Genomic DNA, 17053 nt, shown 5'->3' with positions numbered 1-17053 from the left:
GCAACGAAACGGGGACATCATGAAGACCAGCATTCGACGCGGCATCGCCGCCACCGTGCTCGCCGGCTCGGCCATCTTCGCCAGTGCCGGGCTCGCCGCCGCCGACACCCTGATCCACACGAGCGCGAACGCCAACGGCACACACACGTACACGAACGCCCGCACCGGCGCGACGATCATCAGCAGCTCGTTCCTGGGCCACCGGGTCGACATCGCGTGCCAGGCGGTCCAGTGAGGCGCCGGACCGCCATGGTCGGCGCGATGGTCGCCGGCCTCATGGCAGTGGGCGTCACGTCCGCGCAGGCGGTCCAGTGGCCCCGGGACTACCCTCCGGGTCCATGCCCGTACGCCGGCTGTGACGACTGGCAGGACTGGTTGCCTCGGTGACCGATCCGCAGGTGCGCGAAGGCCTCGATCCCGCTCAGGGTTCGAGGCCTTCGCCCTGCCGGACGAAACCCGTCTGCCACGCCAACGCGACGGCCGCGGCGCGGTCGCGCGACCCCGTCTTCATCAGGATCCGTGCGACGTGGGTCTTCACGGTCGCCTCCGAGAGCACGAACCTCTCGGTGATGTCGCGGTTCGACAATCCGAGGGCCACGAGGCGTAGCACCTGCTGCTCGCGCGGTGTCAAGACTCCGGTGATGGCGTGGGCGTCTCCGCCGTCGGTGACCACCCGCTCCCGCAACGCCGCGATGACCGCGCCGGCCATCGTCGGATCGATCCAGGACTCACCGGCGTGCACGCGCCGGATGGCCTCCACGAGCTCGGTCGGGGCCGCCGCCTTCAGCACGTAACCGCTGGCGCCTGCGCGCAGCGCGTCGTACATGAGCGACTCGTCGTCGAATGTCGTGAGAGCCAACACACGGGGGCCCTCCTGCGCCGTGATCGCAGCCGTCGCCCGGACGCCGTCGGTCCCCGGCATCCGCAGGTCCATCAGGACGACTGAGGGGTTCGTGTCCGCCACGAGGCGGACCGCCTCGGCGCCGTCCCCGGCCTCGCCGACGACCCGGATCCCCGCACTCGACTGCAGCAGCATGATCAGGCCCGCCCGCACGACCTGCTGGTCGTCGACGACCAGGACCGGGATAGCACTCATGGGACCGCCGCGTCCGCGGCCGGCAGGGTGGCGTCGACGCGGAACCCCTCGCGGGTCGGCCCGCTCGAGAGCGCTCCGCCCACCGAGGCCAACCGCTCGGACAGGCCCACGAGCCCGAACCCGCCGGACCGTGGCAGGTCGGGGGCGACACCCCACCCGCCGTGACTGGTCACCTCGATCCGCAGGTCCGTGTCCCAGCGCAGGACGATCTCGACCACGGTCCCGGCGCCGCCGTGGCGCATCGCATTGGACAGGGCCTCCTGCACGCAGCGGAAGGCGGCCAGGTCCACGGAGGCGTCCAGGGCGCGCCTCGGGCCGTGCTCGATCAACTCGACCACCAGGCCGCTGGCGCGGGTCCGGTCGACCAGCACGCCGAGGTCCGCGAGTCCGGATCGCCGGTCCGCGTCGCTGGGATCCGTGCCGTGCATCGTGTGCAGCAGGCGGTGGAGCTCGCGGATCGCTTGGGCACCCGAGGCCTCGACGTCCTGCAGGGCGCGCGTGAGGTCGGGATCGGTCGTCGCTGCACGGGCTCCTGCCGAGCGCAGCACCATCGCGGTGACGGCGTGCGCGACGATGTCGTGCAGGTCCCGAGCGATGGCGCGGCGCTCCTGAGCCCGGACCTCGGCCTCGGTCCTGCGCAGCGTCTCCTCGAGGTCTTGGACTCGTGAGGCGGACCGGTGGCCCGCCCGTCCGGCCCACCAGGTTGCGAAGGCCACCAGGAGCCAGATGCCGGCGACCGGCGCGAGCGTCGCGGCGGTCACCTCGGACCGCCATCCGGCGCTGTTCCACGCGTTCACCCCGAGTGGGACGAGCGCCAGCGCGAAGGCCGGCCTCGAGACCTCGGCCGACGTGGTGCGCGCGACGACGTACAGGGCGACGAGGACGGCACCGAAGGGCTGCCACGCCGGGACCGGGATCGCGACCAGCGCACAGGCCCACACGACGAGCGAGGCGGGAACCGGCCACCGCCACGTCGCGACGGCGGCCACGGCGCTCACGAAGGCCAGCGCGATCAGCAGGGTGGCCGGGACTGTGCCCCCGAAGCGGCTTGACGTGTCGCCGTCCCAGACCAGCAGTTCGACGGCGACGAGGACGGCCACGCAGGCAGCCGCCACCGCGTGGCGACGCACGCGCTCAGCAGCCCCGCATGCGCGGGAAGATGGTGCACCAGACCGACCGACCGGGCAAGGGGTCGGGCTCGTCATCGTCGGACGGCACGACCGAGAGCACCGGCTCCTCGGTCTCGAGGGCGATCGAGGGACTGCGATCGGAGGTGTGCACCTCCAGCACGGGAACGGCGACACCCGCGTCGTCGACGAGGACCAGCGGCAGCGCCGGGGGCACGGGGCGATGGTCCAGGAAGCCGGGCGGGTCCGTCGTGTCGTCGGCGTCCGGCTCGATGAGGGCGGCGCTCGAGGTCACGGGTCGAGCGACCGCGATCCGTTCGGTGGGCGAGCCGTCCGGGCCGACTCGATGGACGGCGAGGGACCCGGCAGGGACGGTGACATCAGCGGTGTCGTCGATGGTCATGCCTCAGTGTGGCCGATGTGCTCGCTCGGCCGCATCATCCTGCAGCGGTATCCGCCACCAACGTGGCGAGCAGCGCCCGGGCCGCGTTGTGGCCGCCGATCCCGCTGACCGCGCCTCCGCGACGAGCGCCGCTGCCGCACAGCAGGACCCGCGGGTGGGCCGTGGCGACACCCCACCGCTGGGCGGGCGTGCGAGGGTGCTCGCCCTCCTCCAACCAGGGCCACGCCAGGTCACCGTGGAAGATGTGCCCGCCCGGCATGGCCAGCTCGTGCTCGATCTCGGTCGGGGTCTTGGCCTCGAGCCCGAGGATGAGCGGCTCGATCGGCTCGGCCAGGTGGGAGTCCAGGGCCGCGAGCACCCGGGCGACCGCCTCGTCCTTCGCACCCGGCACGTCCAGTACGCCGGGAGGAGTGTGCAACCCGAAGTAGGTGAGCGTCTGGGCCTCGGAGTCGCGCAGCTCGGCGCCCAGGATCGAGCGGTCGGTGAGGGTGTGGCAGTAGAACTCGCCGGTCGCGGGGGGCAGCTGTCCCTCGGCGGCGGCGCGGTGAGCCCGCTCCAGCTGGTCGTAGGACTCGTCGAGGTGGAACGTCCCGGCGAACGCGACGCGCGGATCGGCACCGGACGCGAGCGCGGGCAGGCGCGACAGCAGGATGTTCAGCTTGAGCTGCGCTCCCGCCGGCTTCGAGGCCGGGGAGTGCCCCAGCAGCCTCTCCAACACGTGGGGCGCGGCGCCACACAGCACGTGGTCGGCTCGTTCGACGAACCCGTCCCCGCAGACCGTGACGTCCACGTCGCTCACGTCGATGCCGTCGACCTCGGAGTTGAGCCGGATCGTCGCGCCGGCCTCGGTCGCGACCCGCGCCAGCTCCGCCGTCACGGCGCCCATCCCGCCCACCGGCACGCGCCACTCGCCCGTGCCGTTGCCGATCAGGTGGTAGAGGAAGCACCGGTTCTGCACCAGGGACAGCTCGTCGAGGGACGCGAACGTCCCGATGAGGGCATCGGTCGCCACGACGCCACGGACCACGTCGTCGGCGAAGCGTCGCCGGATGGCGGTGCCGATCGGCTGCTCGACCAGGTCGGTCCAGATCGCCATCTCGACCCGGTCGCGCAGGTCGCCGATGTGGGGGAGGGGCTCGAGCAGCGTCGGCGCGATCGTCTCGGCCACCGTGCCGACCTCGGCATAGAACCGCTCCCACGCGGCGAGCTCTTCGTCACCGCCCGTCAGCTCGGCGAAGCTCGCGCGGGTGGCCTCGCCGGCCTCGGTCTCGACGAGCAGCCCACCGGCGCGTCCGTCGCGCCGCCACGGAGTGAACGACGCGGTGTCGCGGGAGCGGAGCTCGAGGTCGAGTCCGAGGTCGTCGATGAGGGATTGTGGGAACAGGCTGACGAGGTACGAGAAGCGCGAGAGCCGCGCGTCGTGCCCGTCGAACGCCGGGGCGCTGACCGCGGCGCCACCGACCCGCTGGAGCCGCTCGAGCACGAGCACCTCCACGCCCGCGCGGGCGAGCAGGGCCGCCGCCACGAGTCCGTTGTGTCCTGCTCCGACGATGACGACGCGCTGGGCCATGCCTCAGCCTAAGCCGCGGGGAGGTCCGACTGACATGTCATCCGAAGCGGTGGTCCCAGCGACCGCTTCGCATGACGTCAGGCGGTCGGTTGCCAACCGCCGTCGATCAGTGCCTGCCGGACCTGGGCGAGGAACTGGGAGGGGGCGACTCGCAGGCCGAGGTCTGGTCTGACCCGTGGAAGGCCGGGTCCCGCGAGGTCCCCGCGGGACAATCGCCGGGTCTGTCGCACGGTCACGCCGGCCACCTTCGGGACCCGCGCGCCCCGAGGGACGGAGACGCGCACGGTGTTGGCCTCGATGCCGGTCAGCCCCGCTGCCTGGAGCGCGGACACACCGTCGAGCATCGCTCGCGGTCGGCCTCGATGACGGCGCGCCACCACAGCGCGCGCTCCGGCAGCGGTCCCGAGTGCAGGGCGATCGTGTGCCTGCCCCAGCTGCGCCAGCGGCCGGCGCTGAGGTGGGCTCCGAGGGTGGCGCGGGTGACGCTGCCGGCGAACAGCTGACGACGACTGAGCAGTTGCTCCTGGAGCTGGGCGAGGGCGAGCAGGCTCCGATCCATGGGGTGAGCGTGACGTCGTCCGCCGCCGGACGTCGAACGCCCTTCCACAGGCGGGGCATTCCTCATACGAAGCGGCGGTCCGGACCACCTCTTCGCATGACACGGCAACGCCCTCCGCCGTTAGGGTGACGCGCATGACGCAGTACGTCGGAGCGATCGACCAGGGCACGACCAGCACGCGGTTCATGGTGTTCGACCATGATGGCGCCGAGGTGGGTCGCCACCAGGTGGAGCACGAGCAGGTCATGCCGAAGGCCGGGTGGGTCGAGCACGATGCGACCGAGATCTGGCGCAACACCGAGACCGTCGTCGCCGAGGGGCTGAAGGCTGCCGGGATCACGGCCGAGGATCTCGTCGCCGTCGGCATCACGAACCAGCGCGAGACCACCGTCGTGTGGGACCGGCGCACGGGCGAGCCGTACTTCAACGCGATCGTCTGGCAGGACACCCGCACCGCCGAGCTCGCCAAGCAGCTCGACGAGTCCGGCAAGGGCGAGGTCATCCACGCCAAGGCCGGCCTCCCTCCCGCGGCGTACTTCGCGGGCGGGAAGCTGCACTGGATCCTCGAGAACGTGGACGGCGTCCGCGCTGACGCGGACGCGGGGCACGCCCTCTTCGGGACGATCGACACGTGGCTGATCTGGAACCTCACCGGCGGTACGGACGGCGGCATCCACGTCACCGACGTGACGAACGCCAGCCGCACGATGCTGATGAACCTCGAGGACCTCGACTGGGACGACGAGCTGCTCGAGATCTTCGACGTGCCTCGTGCGATGCTCCCCGAGATCACGTCCTCGTCGCAGGAGTTCGGCCGCACGACCGCCGACGGAGCGTTCGGCGCCGAGGTGGTCCTCGCCGGCAACCTGGGCGACCAGCACGCGGCCCTCGTGGGCCAGGCCTGCTTCGAGCCCGGGATGCTCAAGAACACGTACGGCACGGGCAACTTCCTGGTCCTGAACACCGGGACCGAGATCGTGCGGTCCGAGCGCGGACTGCTGACGACCGTCGCGTATCGCTTCGGCGACGAGGACCCCGTGTACGCGCTGGAGGGCTCGATCGCCGTCACGGGCTCCGCGATCCAGTGGCTGCGCGACCAGCTGCAGGTGTTCGACGAAGCGGCCGACTCCGAGTCGCTCGCCGAGACAGTCGACGACAACGGCGGCGTCTACTTCGTGCCCGCGTTCAGCGGACTGTTCGCGCCGTACTGGCGTCCGGACGCCCGCGGCGTGATCGTCGGCCTCTCGCGCTACAACACCGTCGCGCACGTCTCGCGGGCCGCCCTCGAAGCGATCTGCTACCAGAGCAAGGACGTCGTCGACGTGATGATCGCCGACTCCGGCATCGACCTCGAGGTGCTGCGGGTGGACGGGGGGATCACCGCCAACGAGCTGTGCATGCAGATCCAGGCCGACATCCTCGACATCGAGGTGAGCCGGCCGACGATCGCCGAGACGACGTGCCTGGGCGCCGCGTACGCGGCCGGGCTGGCCGTCGGGTTCTGGTCCAGCACCGACGAGCTGGCGGCGCACTGGTCCGAGTCGAAGCGCTGGTCGCCGGCGTGGGACGACGAGCAGCGCACCGAGGGCTACCGCAACTGGAAGAAGGCCGTCGAGCGCACGCTGGGCTGGGTCGAGTGAGCGCCGCGACGACGCACCGGCTCGCACCGGCGCTGCGGCTCGAGCGCGCCGTGATCCGCGGGTTCGCCCGGCTGCCTGAGAGCCTCGTCGAGCGACTGGGCCGCCGGGCTCCGGTCAATGCCGACGGCGAGCGGCTCGCGCCCGAGATCGCGGTCGCGCTGTCGGTGCTCAATCGCATCCCGGGTGGTGACTTCAGCGACCACCCGGTCGAGAAGGCTCGGCACATGCTGCTGGACGAGGCCGCTGTCTTCGCCGACGTGCATCCACCGTTCGCCGTCGAGGAGGACCTCGTCATCCCCGGTCCCGCGGGCCCGATCCCGGCCACGCGGTACCGCGCGGCGACCGACTCGAAGGGACTCGTCGTCTACTTCCACGGTGGCGGTTGGGTGCTGGGGGACCGACGCAGCACCGACTCGGCCGTGCGCTTCCTGGCTCGCGAGGCCGGGGTCGACGTGCTGTCGGTCGACTACCGGCTCGCTCCCGAGAACCCGTTCCCCGCGGCGATCGAGGACGCCATGGCTGCGTGGGACTTCGCCGTGGACCGGGCGCCGGGTTGGGGCCTGGACCGCTCGCGCATCGTGGTCGCGGGTGACAGCGCGGGCGGCAACATCAGCGCCGTGCTGGCCCAGCAGCTGCGCGGCCGTGACGTCACGCCGGTCCTGCAGGTGCTGCTCTTCCCGGTGACGGACCTGTCCACCAAGCACCCGTCGTACCGCGAGTTCTCCGACGGCTTCTTCCTCACCGAGAAGCACATGGACTGGTACCGCGAGCGGTACCTCGCCGACCCCTCCGACGCCCTGGACCCGCGCGCCTCGCCGCTGCTGGCCGAGGACCTCGGCGGCGTGGCGCCCGCCTTCGTCGCGGTCGCCGGCTTCGACCCGCTGCGCGACGAGGGGATCGCCTATGCCCGTCGCCTCGAGCAGGCGGGCGTGCCCACCGAGCTGGCACGCGAAGGCTCGCTGATCCACGCCTTCATCAACGTGACGGGCGTGAGTCGCCCGGCGCGCGAGGCGACCATCCGCATCGCGCGGGCGATCGAGGCGGCGGTGGCCTGAGACTGGTTGACTGGGCGGCATGCGATCGGTAGCCCTGTCCCCGCAGCATCGTGAGGAGGCGCTCGACGCGCTCGCCTCCCAGACCCTCGACGTCCTCGTGATCGGTGGTGGCGTCGTCGGCGGCGGCGCCGCACTGGACGCGGCGACCCGCGGCCTGTCGGTCGGGCTCGTCGAGGCGCGCGACTTCGCCTCCGGCACCTCGAGCCGCTCGAGCAAGCTCGTGCACGGCGGCCTGCGCTACCTCGAGATGCTCGACTTCCGGCTCGTCGCCGAGGCACTCGGCGAGCGCAGCCTGCTCATCGACACGCTGGCCCCGCACCTGGTCAAGCCGGTCCCGTTCCTGTACCCGCTCACGCACCGCGTGTGGGAGCGGTTCTACGCCGGCTCGGGGGTCGCGCTGTACGACTCGATGGCGCTGCTGTCCGGTCGCTCGCGCGGCGTGCCGCGCCACCGCCACCTCACTCGCACCGGCGCGCGGCGGATCATGCCGGCGCTGCGCAAGGACGCCCTGGTCGGGGCCCTGCACTACTACGACGGACAGGTCGACGACGCGCGCCACACGATGTTCCTGTCGCGCACGGCGGCCGCCTACGGCGCGCACGTCGCCAGCCGCACGCGCGTGATCGACCTGCTGCGCGAGGGCGACCGTGTCGTCGGCGCGCGGGTCAAGGACCTCGAGTCCGGCCGCGAGATCGACGTCCGCGCCCGTCAGGTCGTCAACGCCACCGGCGTCTGGACCGACGAGACCCAGTCGTTCGCGGGGGAGCGGGGCCAGTTCAAGGTCCGCGCGAGCAAGGGCATCCACCTCGTCGTCCCGCGCGATCGCATCCGGGGCGAGTCCGGCCTGATCCTGCGCACCGAGAAGTCGGTCCTGTTCGTCATCCCGTGGGGCCGCCACTGGATCATCGGCACGACCGACACCGACTGGTCGCTCAGCAAGGACCATCCGGCGGCCAGCGCGAAGGACATCCAGTACCTGCTCGACCACGTCAACCAGGTGCTCCTCGAGCCGCTGGTGCCCGAGGACGTCGAGGGCGTCTTCGCGGGCCTGCGGCCACTGCTGGCGGGCGAGGACGAGGCCACCAGCAAGCTGTCGCGTGAGCACGCCGTCTCGACCTCGGTCAAGGGCCTGGTCGTGATCGCGGGCGGCAAGTACACGACCTATCGCGTGATGGCCAAGGACGCGATCGACGCCGCCGTGCAGCAGATGGGCACGCTGCTCGACCGGCGGGTGCCGCAGAGCTGCACCGACGAGATCCCGTTGCTCGGCGCCGACGGCTACACCGCCCTGTGGAACCAGCGGCACGCCCTGTCCGAGGTCAGCGGCGTGGGCGTGGGCCGGATCGAGCACCTGCTGAACCGGTACGGGTCCCTGACCTCCGAGGTGCTGGGCCTGATCGCGGAGCGCCCCGACCTGGCCGAGCCGCTCGCCGGCACCGAGGACTACCTGCGCGCCGAGGTCGTCTACGGGGTCACCCACGAGGGCGCCCGGCACCTCGACGACATCCTGGCGCGGCGCACGCGGATCTCGATCGAGACCTTCCACCGCGGTACGGAGTCCGCCGACGAGGCGGCCTCGCTGATGGCCGAGGTGCTCGGCTGGTCGCAGGAGCAGCGTGAGCGCGAGGTCGACCACTACCTCAAGCGCGTCGAGGCCGAGCGCGAGAGCCAGACGATGCCCGACGACGAGACCGCCGACGCCGCCCGCATGGGTGCCCCCGACGTCGTGCCGGTGGCGCACGGATGAGTCCGGACCCCTCCCGCGTGCTCGTCGTCGCGGCGACCAAGGCCGAGGCGGCCCACGTCCCCGACGGCGTGCGGCTGGTGCTCACGGGCATCGGCAAGGTCGAGGCGGCCGCACTGACGGCGGCGGCGATCGCCGAGTCCCGGCCGGACGTCGTCCTGAACATCGGCACGGCGGGCGCGTTGCGTCCCGGCCTGACGGGGGTGTTCCTGCCGTCGACCGTCGTGAACCACGACCTGTCCGCCGAGGCGATCCGCGCGCTGGGCCACGAGGCCGTCGACGAGATCGCGGTACCCGGCGGGGACGGGAGCGTGCTCGCGACCGGCGACCTGTTCGTGACCGACCCGGGCGCGCGTGACCGTATCGCCGAGCGTGCGCACCTGGTCGACATGGAGGGCTTCGCCGTGGCGCGCGCCTGTCAGCTGGCGCAGGTGCCGTTCCGGCTGGTCAAGGTCGTCAGCGACGCGGCGGACGACTCCGCGCTGGAGTGGCCGGCCGTGGTCGACGCCTGCGCACGCCTGCTGGGGCACTGGCTGCGCGACGAGTTGGCGTGACGGCTCAGGGCTCGGGGTCGTCCTCGCGGCTCCAGGCGATCTCCACCAGCTTGCGCAGGACGTCGAGGTCGACTTCATCGAGCTTCTTGACGTACACGCATCCGGCGCCCTCGGTGTAGGTGCCGAGCTGCGGAAGGAGGGCGGCACCCTCGGGCAGGTCCTTGAGGCCGTAGAGCGAGAGCTGCGCCTTGCGCGGCGAGAAGGCGACCTTGGGCCAGTCATCCCGGCGGCGCGGATCCGAGGGCGAGATGTACCGGTAGCTGCCGAAGCCGACCATCGACGGGCCCCACATCACCGGGTCGACTCCCGTGACGTCGCGCATGATCTCGGCGAGGCGACGACCGTCCTCGCGGCGTCGGGCGGGGGTGGCCGCGTCGAGGAACGCGTCGACGTCGGCATCGGTGGGCTGGGTCGTGTTCGCGGCCATGGACCCATGATGGTCCACTCCAACGACAACCGAGCCGGGCGGCGCTCCCAGAAAGTGCAATCGGCCCGGAATCGAAGATTCCGGGCCGAGCATGGGGTGGATGACGGGACTTGAACCCGCGGCCACCGGCACCACAAGCCGGTGCTCTACCAACTGAGCTACACCCACCATGTGCGCCTCGCGGCACAGCGCGACGAGTCTACCGGATGCCGCGCGCGGCTCCTACTCGGAGGGGGTGCCCGCCGCGATCTCGGCCGCGATCGCGCGTGCGGTCTCGGAGTCGACGCCCGGGTCGGCGGTGAACACGGCGCGGCGGTAGTACCGCAGCTCGTCGATGCTCTCGCGGATGTCGGCCAGGGCGCGGTGGGAGCCGCCCTTCTCGGGAGCCGCGAAGTAGGCGCGCGGGAACCAGTGGCGCGCCAGCTCCTTGATGGATGACACGTCCACGACGCGGTAGTGCAGGAACGCCTCGAGCTCGACCATGTCCCGGGCCAGGAAGCCACGGTCGGTACCGATCGAGTTGCCGGCCAGCGGGGCCTTGCGGGGCTCGGTGACGTGCTCGCGGACGTACTCGAGGACCTGCTCCTCGGCCTCGCGCACGCTGATGCCGTCGGCCAGCCGGTCGAGCAGCCCCGAGGTCGTGTGCATCTGCGTCACGACCTCGTTCATCTGCTCGAGGGCGGCCTGCGGGGGCTTGATCACGAGGTCGACCCCCTCGCCCAGGACGTTGAGGTCGTAGTCGGTCACGAGGGCGGCGATCTCGATCAGGGCGTCGTCCTGCAGGGACAGCCCGGTCATCTCGCAGTCGACCCACACCAGCTTGTCGTTCACCCCGCCACCCTATGCGCGAGCGCTTCGAGCAGCGCGTCACGGTCGGGGACCGTTGGCTCTCCCGTCTGCGGGTCGATCGGGCCCTGCAGCTCCTTCCCGTCCACGATCACAGCAGGAACGGTGTGAAGTCGGTCCTCGCTCTTCCAGGTCGTCGTGGCCCGGTCGAGAGCGGCCTTCCACGGTCGGGCGCTGATGCACGCACGGACCTCGTCCTGTTTTCCGTCGCCGACGACAGCATCGATCGCTGCCGCGAGCTCGTCGTCGTGAGGTTCGTCCCGTGAGCCCTCGAAGCGCAACGCGAACAGGGATGCACGTGCAGCTTCGTAGGACTCCGGCGAACCGAGTTCCGCAGCGCAGAAGGCGGCGTTGGCGGCCCGTGTGGACCAGGCGCTGGAGCTCAGCTCGTCGAGGAACGTCAGTGGCTGGAACGTGACGGATGTGGTGCCGGCAGCGATCTCGCGACGAAGGTCCGAGCGCGTCGATGCGGCGAGGGTGGAGCATCCCTCGCACCCGAAGTCCTCGATGATGACGATCTCTCGTCGCGAATCGCCCGACCCGCCCAGCGACATGCTTGCTCGGCCGGTCGAGCGGACGTCCGCCACGAAGTCCTCCGTCGTGCTCGGTCCGAGCCGAGGGTGAAGGATCACGCCGGCGGCGACGACCGACAGTCCTGCGACGAGCAGGCCGAGCCTGCGAGCCCGCCGCGTGCGCCGTTCGCTGGTCTCGGCAGCGGCGCGGCGCTGGGCGGCTGCGCGCTGACGCGCTTCGCGCCGGATCCGGCTGTCGTCAGGGAGGTACTCGGGAGGCACGAGTTCACGATAGTGTGCGTAACTCGCAGTTGAACACCGAGTTCAACAGGTTCGAATCGGAGGGTTTCATGAAGATCTTGCATGGTGTCCGGTCTGGAGGAGTGGTCCTCGCGTCCGTTGCTCTCGTGGTGACGCTTCCCGGAACTGCCAACGCCTCGTCCACCGTGAAGCTCTCGCACAGCGGAAGCACTCGCGCGGAAGCGTCGTTCGCCGCCGCGGGAGAGGTCTTCACGCTGTGGGACCGCGCTGCTGACGGGAAGTCCGTCCAGGTCACGTACACCTCGGTGGTGAAGTCGTCGTGGTTGATCAACTCGAAGGGCAAGGGTGAGAAGACGACGCGCAATCTCGAGCTCCCCGAGGGCTCGCGGGTCACCTACAGCGTCTCCTACGGCAACGCGAGCAACGGGAGCATTCCCAACCCGATCGCGTGGACCCAGACCAAGGTCGACGAGGCGTAGGCCACGCTCCCGTTGCGGGCCGACGAGACTGAGCGTTGGCCCGCAACGGGTAGGCTTCCGCTGGTTGACCCACCCCGTTCGAGGAGCACCCACGTGACCAACGACCGTCAGGCCCGCGCCGCCCGCGCCGAGCAGATGCGCAAGGAGCGCGAGAAGGCCGACAAGCGCCAGCGCAACCTCATCACCGTGGCGATCGTCGCGGTCGTCGTCATCCTGATCGGCGCCGCCGGGTGGGGCATCAAGTCGATGTCCAACTCGAACGCCAAGCAGCAGGACGTCGTGGTGCCGAAGACGCTCAGCGAGGGTGACAACGGCGGCTTCGAGTTCCCGGCCACAACCCCGGCGGCCGACGGCGCGCCGGTCGTCGAGGTGTACGAGGACTTCCTGTGCCCGCACTGCGGTGAGTTCGAGAGCTCGACCGGTGCGCTGCTCAAGCAGCAGGCCGACGCGGGTGCGATCGTCCTGCGCTTCATGCCGATGACGATCATGGACGGCCAGGCGTCCGAGGGCCCGGCCCACGACGTCATGAACGCAGCCGTCTGCGCTGCCGAGCAGGAGGATCCCGCGGCGTTCTGGTCGATGCACTCGGCCCTGTTCGCCGAGAAGTACTACGAGGGCGGCGGCTCGCCGTCGGCCTCCGAGCTGAGCGCCGTCGCCGAGGAGTCGGGTGTCGCCGACATCGAGTCGTGCATCCGCTCCGGCGAGTACGTGCCGTGGCTGGGCGAGGCCCGCGAGGCCGCCCAGGACCGCGGGGTCACCGGCACGCCGACCGTCTTCGTCGCCGACAAGAAGATCGAGGACGTCTCGCCCGCGAGCATCCAGAAGGCGATCGACGCGGCCAAGAAGGCCTGACCCAGCACCACGACGACCGGCCGCTCGCGATGCGAGCGGCCGGTCGTCTGTCGTTGGCGGGGAAGCTCAGCTCACCAGCGCAGCTCGATCTCGAGCTCGTTCTCGTCGCCGATCTCGATCTCGACGCTGAGCTCGACCTCGTCGGGGACGTCGACCGTGATGCGGTGGCCGTTCTTCTGGAACTCCACGGAGTTGTGGCGCGAGAGCGCGTCGGCGAGGGCACGCAGCTTCGCGGCTGCGTCCTCGCGCGAGAGGCGCTGGGTCTGGTCGGTCTCGAACAGGTCCATGACGATCTCCTTCGGTGGGAACAGCGCGCCCGGCAGGACTCGAACCTGCGACCTAGAGATTAGAAGGCTCTTGCTCTATCCAGCTGAGCTACGGGCGCCTCGGGAGTCAGACTATCGGTGGGTTCTGCGCCCGGACTGCGGTGTCGGGCCTGCGCCCTAGGCTGTCCGCGTGACGATGACCGATACCCGTGTGCTGCCCTCTGACGTGGACCCGCTGCGCCAGCGTGGGCGCACGCTGCTGGTCGTCCTCGTGTGGATCGCGGCCGTGGTCGGTGCGGCCGGAGCCGTGTTCATCGCCTCCCGGTCCGGGTCTGTCGCCGGCGCGTCCCTGGCGATCGTCTACGCCCTGATCCCGCTGCCGTTCGTGCTGCTGGCCTACTGGTGGCTCGACCGGGTCGAGCCCGAGCCGTTCCGGTACACCGCCGCGGCCTTCGTGTGGGGCGCGGTGATCGCGGTCGGCATCGCGTTGCCGCTCGAGATCGCGATGTCCGCGCTGGGCATGAGCGAGGACTGGCTCATCAGCATCGGTGCTCCCGTGGCCGAGGAGTTCGCCAAGGGGCTGTTCGTCGTGCTCACGCTGGTGCGGATGCGCCGGATCATCGACGGCGTGCTCGACGGCCTCATCGTGTCGGGCCTGGTCGGCATCGGATTCGCCGCGATGGAGAACGTCGGCTACTACGCCGTCAGCTACCTCGGCCTCGACTCGGACATGCCAAGTCTCGCCGGCCCTCAGATGGCCACGGCCACCTTCGTCATCCGCGGACTGTTCAGTCCCTTCGCGCACCCGTTGTTCACGGCAGCGATCGGCATCGCGATGGGCCTGGCCGTCGGTCGCTCGTCGGCCCTCCAGCGCTGGGGCCTCGTGCTGCTGGGCTACCTCGTGAGCGTGGGGCTGCACGCCCTGTGGAACGGATCGATCGTGATGGTCGGCGCCGCCGGGTTCCTGCTCGCGTACGCGGTGCTGTCGCTGATGCTCATCGTGCTGGTCGTCATGGCGATCGTCCTGCGCCTGCGCCAGACCGCCACGCTGGCTCGTGCGCTGACCGACATCGCCGCACGGGGCTGGATCCACCCCGCCGAGGTCCCATGGCTCGTACGCTTCGGCCGCCGCAGCCAGTGCCGCCGCCATGCGAAGCAGTTCGGCCCCGAGGCCGTCGACGCCGTCAGGCGCTACCAGCGCCTGGCCACCGAGGCGGCGTTCCTGCACGACGCGGTCATGCTCGGCAAGGCCGGACCGAACGGCACGGATCGCACCTACGCGCTGCTCGACCGGATGTGGGGTCTGCGCCCGTTCCTGCGCTTCCCCCCGGCCCTGCCACCCGGTGTCCGCTGACTGTCGCGTCGATTCGGTGACGCGCGGTACTCGCCGGTACTCTGGTGGAATGGATTATCGCGTCAAGGATCTGTCCCTCGCCGAGTACGGCCGCAAGGAGCTCGACCTCGCCGAGCACGAGATGCCGGGCCTCATGGCCATGCGCGAGCGCTACGGCGACAGCAAGCCGCTGGCCGGGGCCCGCATCGCCGGCTCGCTGCACATGACGGTCCAGACGGCGGTCCTCATCGAGACCCTCACCGCGCTGGGCGCGGACGTCCGCTGGGCGACCTGCAACATCTTCTCCACCCAGGACCACGCTGCTGCCGCGGTCGTCGTCGGCCCGAACGGCACGCCGGACGACCCGCAGGGCACGCCGGTCTTCGCGTGGAAGGGCGAGACCCTCGCCGAGTACTGGGACGAGGCCGAGAAGGTCTTCGACTTCGCCGAGGGCGGGCCCAACGTGCTGCTCGACGACGGCGGCGACATCACGATGCTGCTGCACCTGGGCGTCGAGTACGAGAAGGCCGGTGCCGTCCCGCCGCAGGACAGCACCGACAACGAGGAGTTCAAGGAGGTGCTGCGCGTCCTGGCCCGCTCGCTGGAGACCAAGCCGCAGCACTGGACGAACATCGCCAAGGACATCAAGGGTGTCTCCGAGGAGACCACCACCGGCGTGCTGCGCCTGTACGACCGCTTCCGCGAGGGCACGCTGCTCTTCCCGGCGATCAACGTCAACGACTCGGTCACCAAGAGCAAGTTCGACAACAAGTACGGCTGCCGCCACTCGCTGATCGACGGCATCAACCGCGCCACCGACGTCATGATCGGCGGCAAGGTCGCGGTCGTGTGCGGCTACGGCGACGTGGGCAAGGGCTCGGCCGAGTCGCTGCGTGGACAGGGTGCGCGCGTCATCGTCACCGAGATCGACCCGATCTGCGCGCTCCAGGCGGCGATGGACGGCTACGAGGTCAAGCGCCTCGAGTCGGTCGTCGAGACCGCCGACATCTTCATCACCACGACCGGCAACTTCGACATCATCCGGGTCGAGCACTTCGAGAAGATGAAGCACCAGGCGATCGTGGGCAACATCGGCCACTTCGACAACGAGATCAACATGGCCGGCCTGGCCAAGATCCCCGGCATCGTCAAGGACGAGATCAAGCCCCAGGTCCACCAGTGGATCTTCCCCGACGGCAAGAAGATCATCGTGCTGTCCGAGGGCCGCCTGCTCAACCTCGGCAACGCCACCGGCCACCCGTCGTTCGTCATGTCGAACTCCTTCACGAACCAGGTGCTCGCGCAGATCGAGCTGTTCAGCAAGGCCGACCAGTACGAGCTGGGCGTCCACGTGCTGCCCAAGCACCTCGACGAGGAGGTCGCCCGCCTGCACCTCGACGCCCTCGGCGTCGAGCTGACCGAGCTCAGCAAGGAGCAGGCCGCCTACCTGGGCGTCGATGTGGCCGGCCCCTACAAGTCGGACCACTACCGCTACTGACATGTCCCAGCGCCGCCCCAAGCACGATCGCGTGCTCGTCGTCGACGACGACGCCTCGTTGGCCGAGATGCTCGCGATCGTGCTGGAGGGCGAGGGCTTCCGCACGCAGGTCTGTCGCACCGGCGATGCCGTGATGGCGGCGTTCCTGGAGTTCAAGCCCGATGTCGTCCTGCTCGACCGGATGCTGCCGGGCATGGACGGGATGGCCGTGTGCCGTCAGATCCGCGAGGTCTCGGGCGTCCCGATCATCATGCTGACCGCCAAGGGCGACACGCGTGACATCGTCGACGGTCTCGAGGTGGGGGCGGACGACTACATCACCAAGCCGTTCCGCAACAGCGAGCTGCTGGCGCGGATCAAGGCACGGCTGCGTCGCAGCGACCCACTGGGGGCCCGGATCGAGTTCGGCACGATCGTGCTCGACCCGCAGGCCCACACCGTCACTCGCGACGGTCGTCCGGTCTCGCTGACTCCGCTCGAGTTCGACCTGCTGGCGTGCCTCATCTCGGCGCCCGAGCAGGTCTTCAGTCGCGAGGTGCTGCTGCAGAAGGTCTGGGGCTACCACCATCCCGGTGACACCAAGCTCGTCAACGTCCACATGACCCGCCTGCGCCAGAAGATCGAGGACGACGCCGACAACCCGCGCGTCATCCGTACGGTGCGCGGCGTCGGCTACCAGGCGATCGATCCGGCGTCGGCCTGATGCGCCGGCTGATCGGCCTGTGGCGGCGCTCGCTGCGCACCCGGGTCGTCATCAACACCGTCGCGCTCAGCACGGCCGTCATCCTCGTCGTCGGCTGGGCGCTGCTGCGCGACGTCGCCGGCGGGCTC

The 17053-nt window shown here is 70.5% G+C and carries 19 protein-coding genes and 2 tRNA genes; 10 read left to right on the top strand and 11 right to left on the bottom strand.

The features are described from left to right. Positions 1–19: 19 nt before the first annotated feature. Entirely contained in the window at positions 20–235 is a 216-nt protein-coding gene (locus RT323_RS08230) for a hypothetical protein (protein ID WP_313406920.1), read from the top strand. Positions 236–421: 186 nt separating this feature from the next. On the opposite strand, the gene RT323_RS08225 is transcribed toward RT323_RS08230, so the two are convergent. The 5 genes from RT323_RS08225 to RT323_RS08205 form a co-directional block, all read right to left on the bottom strand. Beyond that, the gene (locus RT323_RS08225) at positions 422–1096 is read right to left on the bottom strand and encodes a response regulator transcription factor (protein WP_313406919.1); all 675 of its coding nucleotides are present in this window, start codon (positions 1094–1096) and stop codon (positions 422–424) included. Further along, entirely contained in the window at positions 1093–2196 is a 1104-nt protein-coding gene (locus tag RT323_RS08220) for a histidine kinase (protein WP_313406916.1), read from the bottom strand. Before RT323_RS08220 ends, RT323_RS08225 begins: the two co-directional genes overlap by 4 nt. Before the next feature lie 34 nt (positions 2197–2230). After that, positions 2231–2626, bottom strand: a complete 396-nt coding sequence (locus RT323_RS08215; protein WP_313406914.1) for a hypothetical protein — start codon at positions 2624–2626, stop codon at positions 2231–2233. A 34-nt stretch (positions 2627–2660) separates the two neighbouring features. After that, positions 2661–4196: an NAD(P)/FAD-dependent oxidoreductase gene (locus tag RT323_RS08210; RefSeq protein ID WP_313406912.1), complete on the bottom strand. Its 1536-nt coding sequence runs from the start codon at positions 4194–4196 to the stop codon at positions 2661–2663. Between the two features lie 304 nt (positions 4197–4500). Continuing rightward, positions 4501–4755, bottom strand: a complete 255-nt coding sequence (locus RT323_RS08205; RefSeq protein WP_313406910.1) for a hypothetical protein — start codon at positions 4753–4755, stop codon at positions 4501–4503. A gap of 134 nt (positions 4756–4889) precedes the next feature. Here RT323_RS08205 and glpK point away from each other — a divergent pair, with 134 nt between their 5' ends. The 4 genes from glpK to RT323_RS08185 are packed head-to-tail and all read left to right on the top strand — an operon-like array spanning position 4890 to position 9748. Then, positions 4890–6395 carry a glycerol kinase GlpK gene (gene glpK / locus RT323_RS08200; protein ID WP_313406908.1) on the top strand — a complete coding sequence of 502 codons (1506 nt, stop codon included), beginning with the start codon at positions 4890–4892 and terminating at the stop codon, positions 6393–6395. Next, positions 6392–7450, top strand: a complete 1059-nt coding sequence (locus RT323_RS08195; protein WP_313406906.1) for an alpha/beta hydrolase — start codon at positions 6392–6394, stop codon at positions 7448–7450. The genes glpK and RT323_RS08195 overlap by 4 nt, the downstream gene beginning before the upstream one ends. Before the next feature lie 19 nt (positions 7451–7469). After that, the gene (locus RT323_RS08190) at positions 7470–9197 is read left to right on the top strand and encodes a glycerol-3-phosphate dehydrogenase/oxidase (protein WP_313406904.1); all 1728 of its coding nucleotides are present in this window, start codon (positions 7470–7472) and stop codon (positions 9195–9197) included. Next, positions 9194–9748, top strand: a complete 555-nt coding sequence (locus RT323_RS08185) for a nucleosidase (protein WP_313406901.1) — start codon at positions 9194–9196, stop codon at positions 9746–9748. The genes RT323_RS08190 and RT323_RS08185 overlap by 4 nt, the downstream gene beginning before the upstream one ends. A 4-nt stretch (positions 9749–9752) precedes the next feature. Here RT323_RS08185 and RT323_RS08180 read toward each other — a convergent pair whose 3' ends face one another. The 4 genes from RT323_RS08180 to RT323_RS08165 form a co-directional block, all read right to left on the bottom strand. Continuing rightward, a complete protein-coding gene (locus RT323_RS08180; protein WP_313406899.1) occupies positions 9753–10175 on the bottom strand; it encodes a DUF1801 domain-containing protein in 423 nt (140 codons plus the stop codon). A 92-nt stretch (positions 10176–10267) separates the two neighbouring features. Then, a tRNA-His gene (locus RT323_RS08175) sits at positions 10268–10343 on the bottom strand. 54 nt (positions 10344–10397) lie between these two features. After that, on the bottom strand, positions 10398–11006 hold the full coding sequence (gene orn / locus RT323_RS08170; RefSeq protein WP_313406896.1) for an oligoribonuclease: 609 nt from the start codon (positions 11004–11006) through the stop codon (positions 10398–10400). Beyond that, positions 11003–11815 (bottom strand): thioredoxin domain-containing protein, encoded by an 813-nt coding sequence (locus RT323_RS08165; RefSeq protein ID WP_313406894.1) that lies wholly within the window; start codon positions 11813–11815, stop codon positions 11003–11005. Before RT323_RS08165 ends, orn begins: the two co-directional genes overlap by 4 nt. Before the next feature lie 68 nt (positions 11816–11883). Between RT323_RS08165 and RT323_RS08160 the strand changes: the two genes are divergently transcribed. Then, the gene (locus RT323_RS08160) at positions 11884–12273 is read left to right on the top strand and encodes a hypothetical protein (protein WP_313406892.1); all 390 of its coding nucleotides are present in this window, start codon (positions 11884–11886) and stop codon (positions 12271–12273) included. A 93-nt stretch (positions 12274–12366) separates the two neighbouring features. Next, positions 12367–13125, top strand: coding sequence for a thioredoxin domain-containing protein (locus tag RT323_RS08155; protein ID WP_313406890.1), 759 nt, complete (start codon positions 12367–12369; stop codon positions 13123–13125). Positions 13126–13196: 71 nt separating this feature from the next. Here the strand turns inward: RT323_RS08155 and RT323_RS08150 are convergent, their stop codons facing one another. After that, positions 13197–13412, bottom strand: coding sequence for an amphi-Trp domain-containing protein (locus tag RT323_RS08150; RefSeq protein ID WP_313406887.1), 216 nt, complete (start codon positions 13410–13412; stop codon positions 13197–13199). A gap of 24 nt (positions 13413–13436) precedes the next feature. Beyond that, a tRNA-Arg gene (locus RT323_RS08145) sits at positions 13437–13510 on the bottom strand. A 77-nt stretch (positions 13511–13587) separates the two neighbouring features. On the opposite strand from RT323_RS08145, the gene RT323_RS08140 reads away from it, so the two are divergent. Genes RT323_RS08140 through mtrA form a run of 3 tightly spaced genes read left to right on the top strand, consistent with a single transcriptional unit; the run spans position 13588 to position 16925 of the window. Next, complete coding sequence (locus RT323_RS08140; RefSeq protein WP_313407000.1) at positions 13588–14745, top strand: PrsW family intramembrane metalloprotease; 1158 nt, start codon at positions 13588–13590, stop codon at positions 14743–14745. Positions 14746–14794: 49 nt separating this feature from the next. Further along, positions 14795–16222 (top strand): adenosylhomocysteinase, encoded by a 1428-nt coding sequence (ahcY, locus tag RT323_RS08135; RefSeq protein ID WP_313406884.1) that lies wholly within the window; start codon positions 14795–14797, stop codon positions 16220–16222. A gap of 1 nt (position 16223) precedes the next feature. Then, complete coding sequence (gene mtrA / locus RT323_RS08130; protein WP_313406881.1) at positions 16224–16925, top strand: MtrAB system response regulator MtrA; 702 nt, start codon at positions 16224–16226, stop codon at positions 16923–16925. Positions 16926–17053 lie beyond the last annotated feature (128 nt).

Source organism: Aeromicrobium sp., from assembly GCF_032084975.1.
Taxonomy (GTDB): domain Bacteria; phylum Actinomycetota; class Actinomycetes; order Propionibacteriales; family Nocardioidaceae; genus Aeromicrobium.
The sequence above is the reverse complement of the archived record's forward strand: the minus strand, read 5'-3'. Positions and strand labels throughout refer to the sequence as shown.

Excerpts from the sequence above, each read along its gene's own strand:
- RT323_RS08230 (WP_313406920.1), top strand. The coding sequence starts at position 20 with ATGAAGACCAGCATTCGACGCGGCATCGCCGCCACCGTGCTCGCCGGC.
- RT323_RS08225 (WP_313406919.1), bottom strand. The coding sequence starts at position 1,096 with ATGAGTGCTATCCCGGTCCTGGTCGTCGACGACCAGCAGGTCGTGCGG.
- RT323_RS08215 (WP_313406914.1), bottom strand. The coding sequence starts at position 2,626 with ATGACCATCGACGACACCGCTGATGTCACCGTCCCTGCCGGGTCCCTC.
- RT323_RS08210 (WP_313406912.1), bottom strand. The coding sequence starts at position 4,196 with ATGGCCCAGCGCGTCGTCATCGTCGGAGCAGGACACAACGGACTCGTG.
- RT323_RS08205 (WP_313406910.1), bottom strand. The coding sequence starts at position 4,755 with ATGGATCGGAGCCTGCTCGCCCTCGCCCAGCTCCAGGAGCAACTGCTC.
- glpK (WP_313406908.1), top strand. The coding sequence starts at position 4,890 with ATGACGCAGTACGTCGGAGCGATCGACCAGGGCACGACCAGCACGCGG.
- RT323_RS08190 (WP_313406904.1), top strand. The coding sequence starts at position 7,470 with ATGCGATCGGTAGCCCTGTCCCCGCAGCATCGTGAGGAGGCGCTCGAC.
- RT323_RS08185 (WP_313406901.1), top strand. The coding sequence starts at position 9,194 with ATGAGTCCGGACCCCTCCCGCGTGCTCGTCGTCGCGGCGACCAAGGCC.
- RT323_RS08180 (WP_313406899.1), bottom strand. The coding sequence starts at position 10,175 with ATGGCCGCGAACACGACCCAGCCCACCGATGCCGACGTCGACGCGTTC.
- RT323_RS08160 (WP_313406892.1), top strand. The coding sequence starts at position 11,884 with ATGAAGATCTTGCATGGTGTCCGGTCTGGAGGAGTGGTCCTCGCGTCC.
- RT323_RS08150 (WP_313406887.1), bottom strand. The coding sequence starts at position 13,412 with ATGGACCTGTTCGAGACCGACCAGACCCAGCGCCTCTCGCGCGAGGAC.
- RT323_RS08140 (WP_313407000.1), top strand. The coding sequence starts at position 13,588 with ATGACCGATACCCGTGTGCTGCCCTCTGACGTGGACCCGCTGCGCCAG.
- ahcY (WP_313406884.1), top strand. The coding sequence starts at position 14,795 with ATGGATTATCGCGTCAAGGATCTGTCCCTCGCCGAGTACGGCCGCAAG.
- mtrA (WP_313406881.1), top strand. The coding sequence starts at position 16,224 with ATGTCCCAGCGCCGCCCCAAGCACGATCGCGTGCTCGTCGTCGACGAC.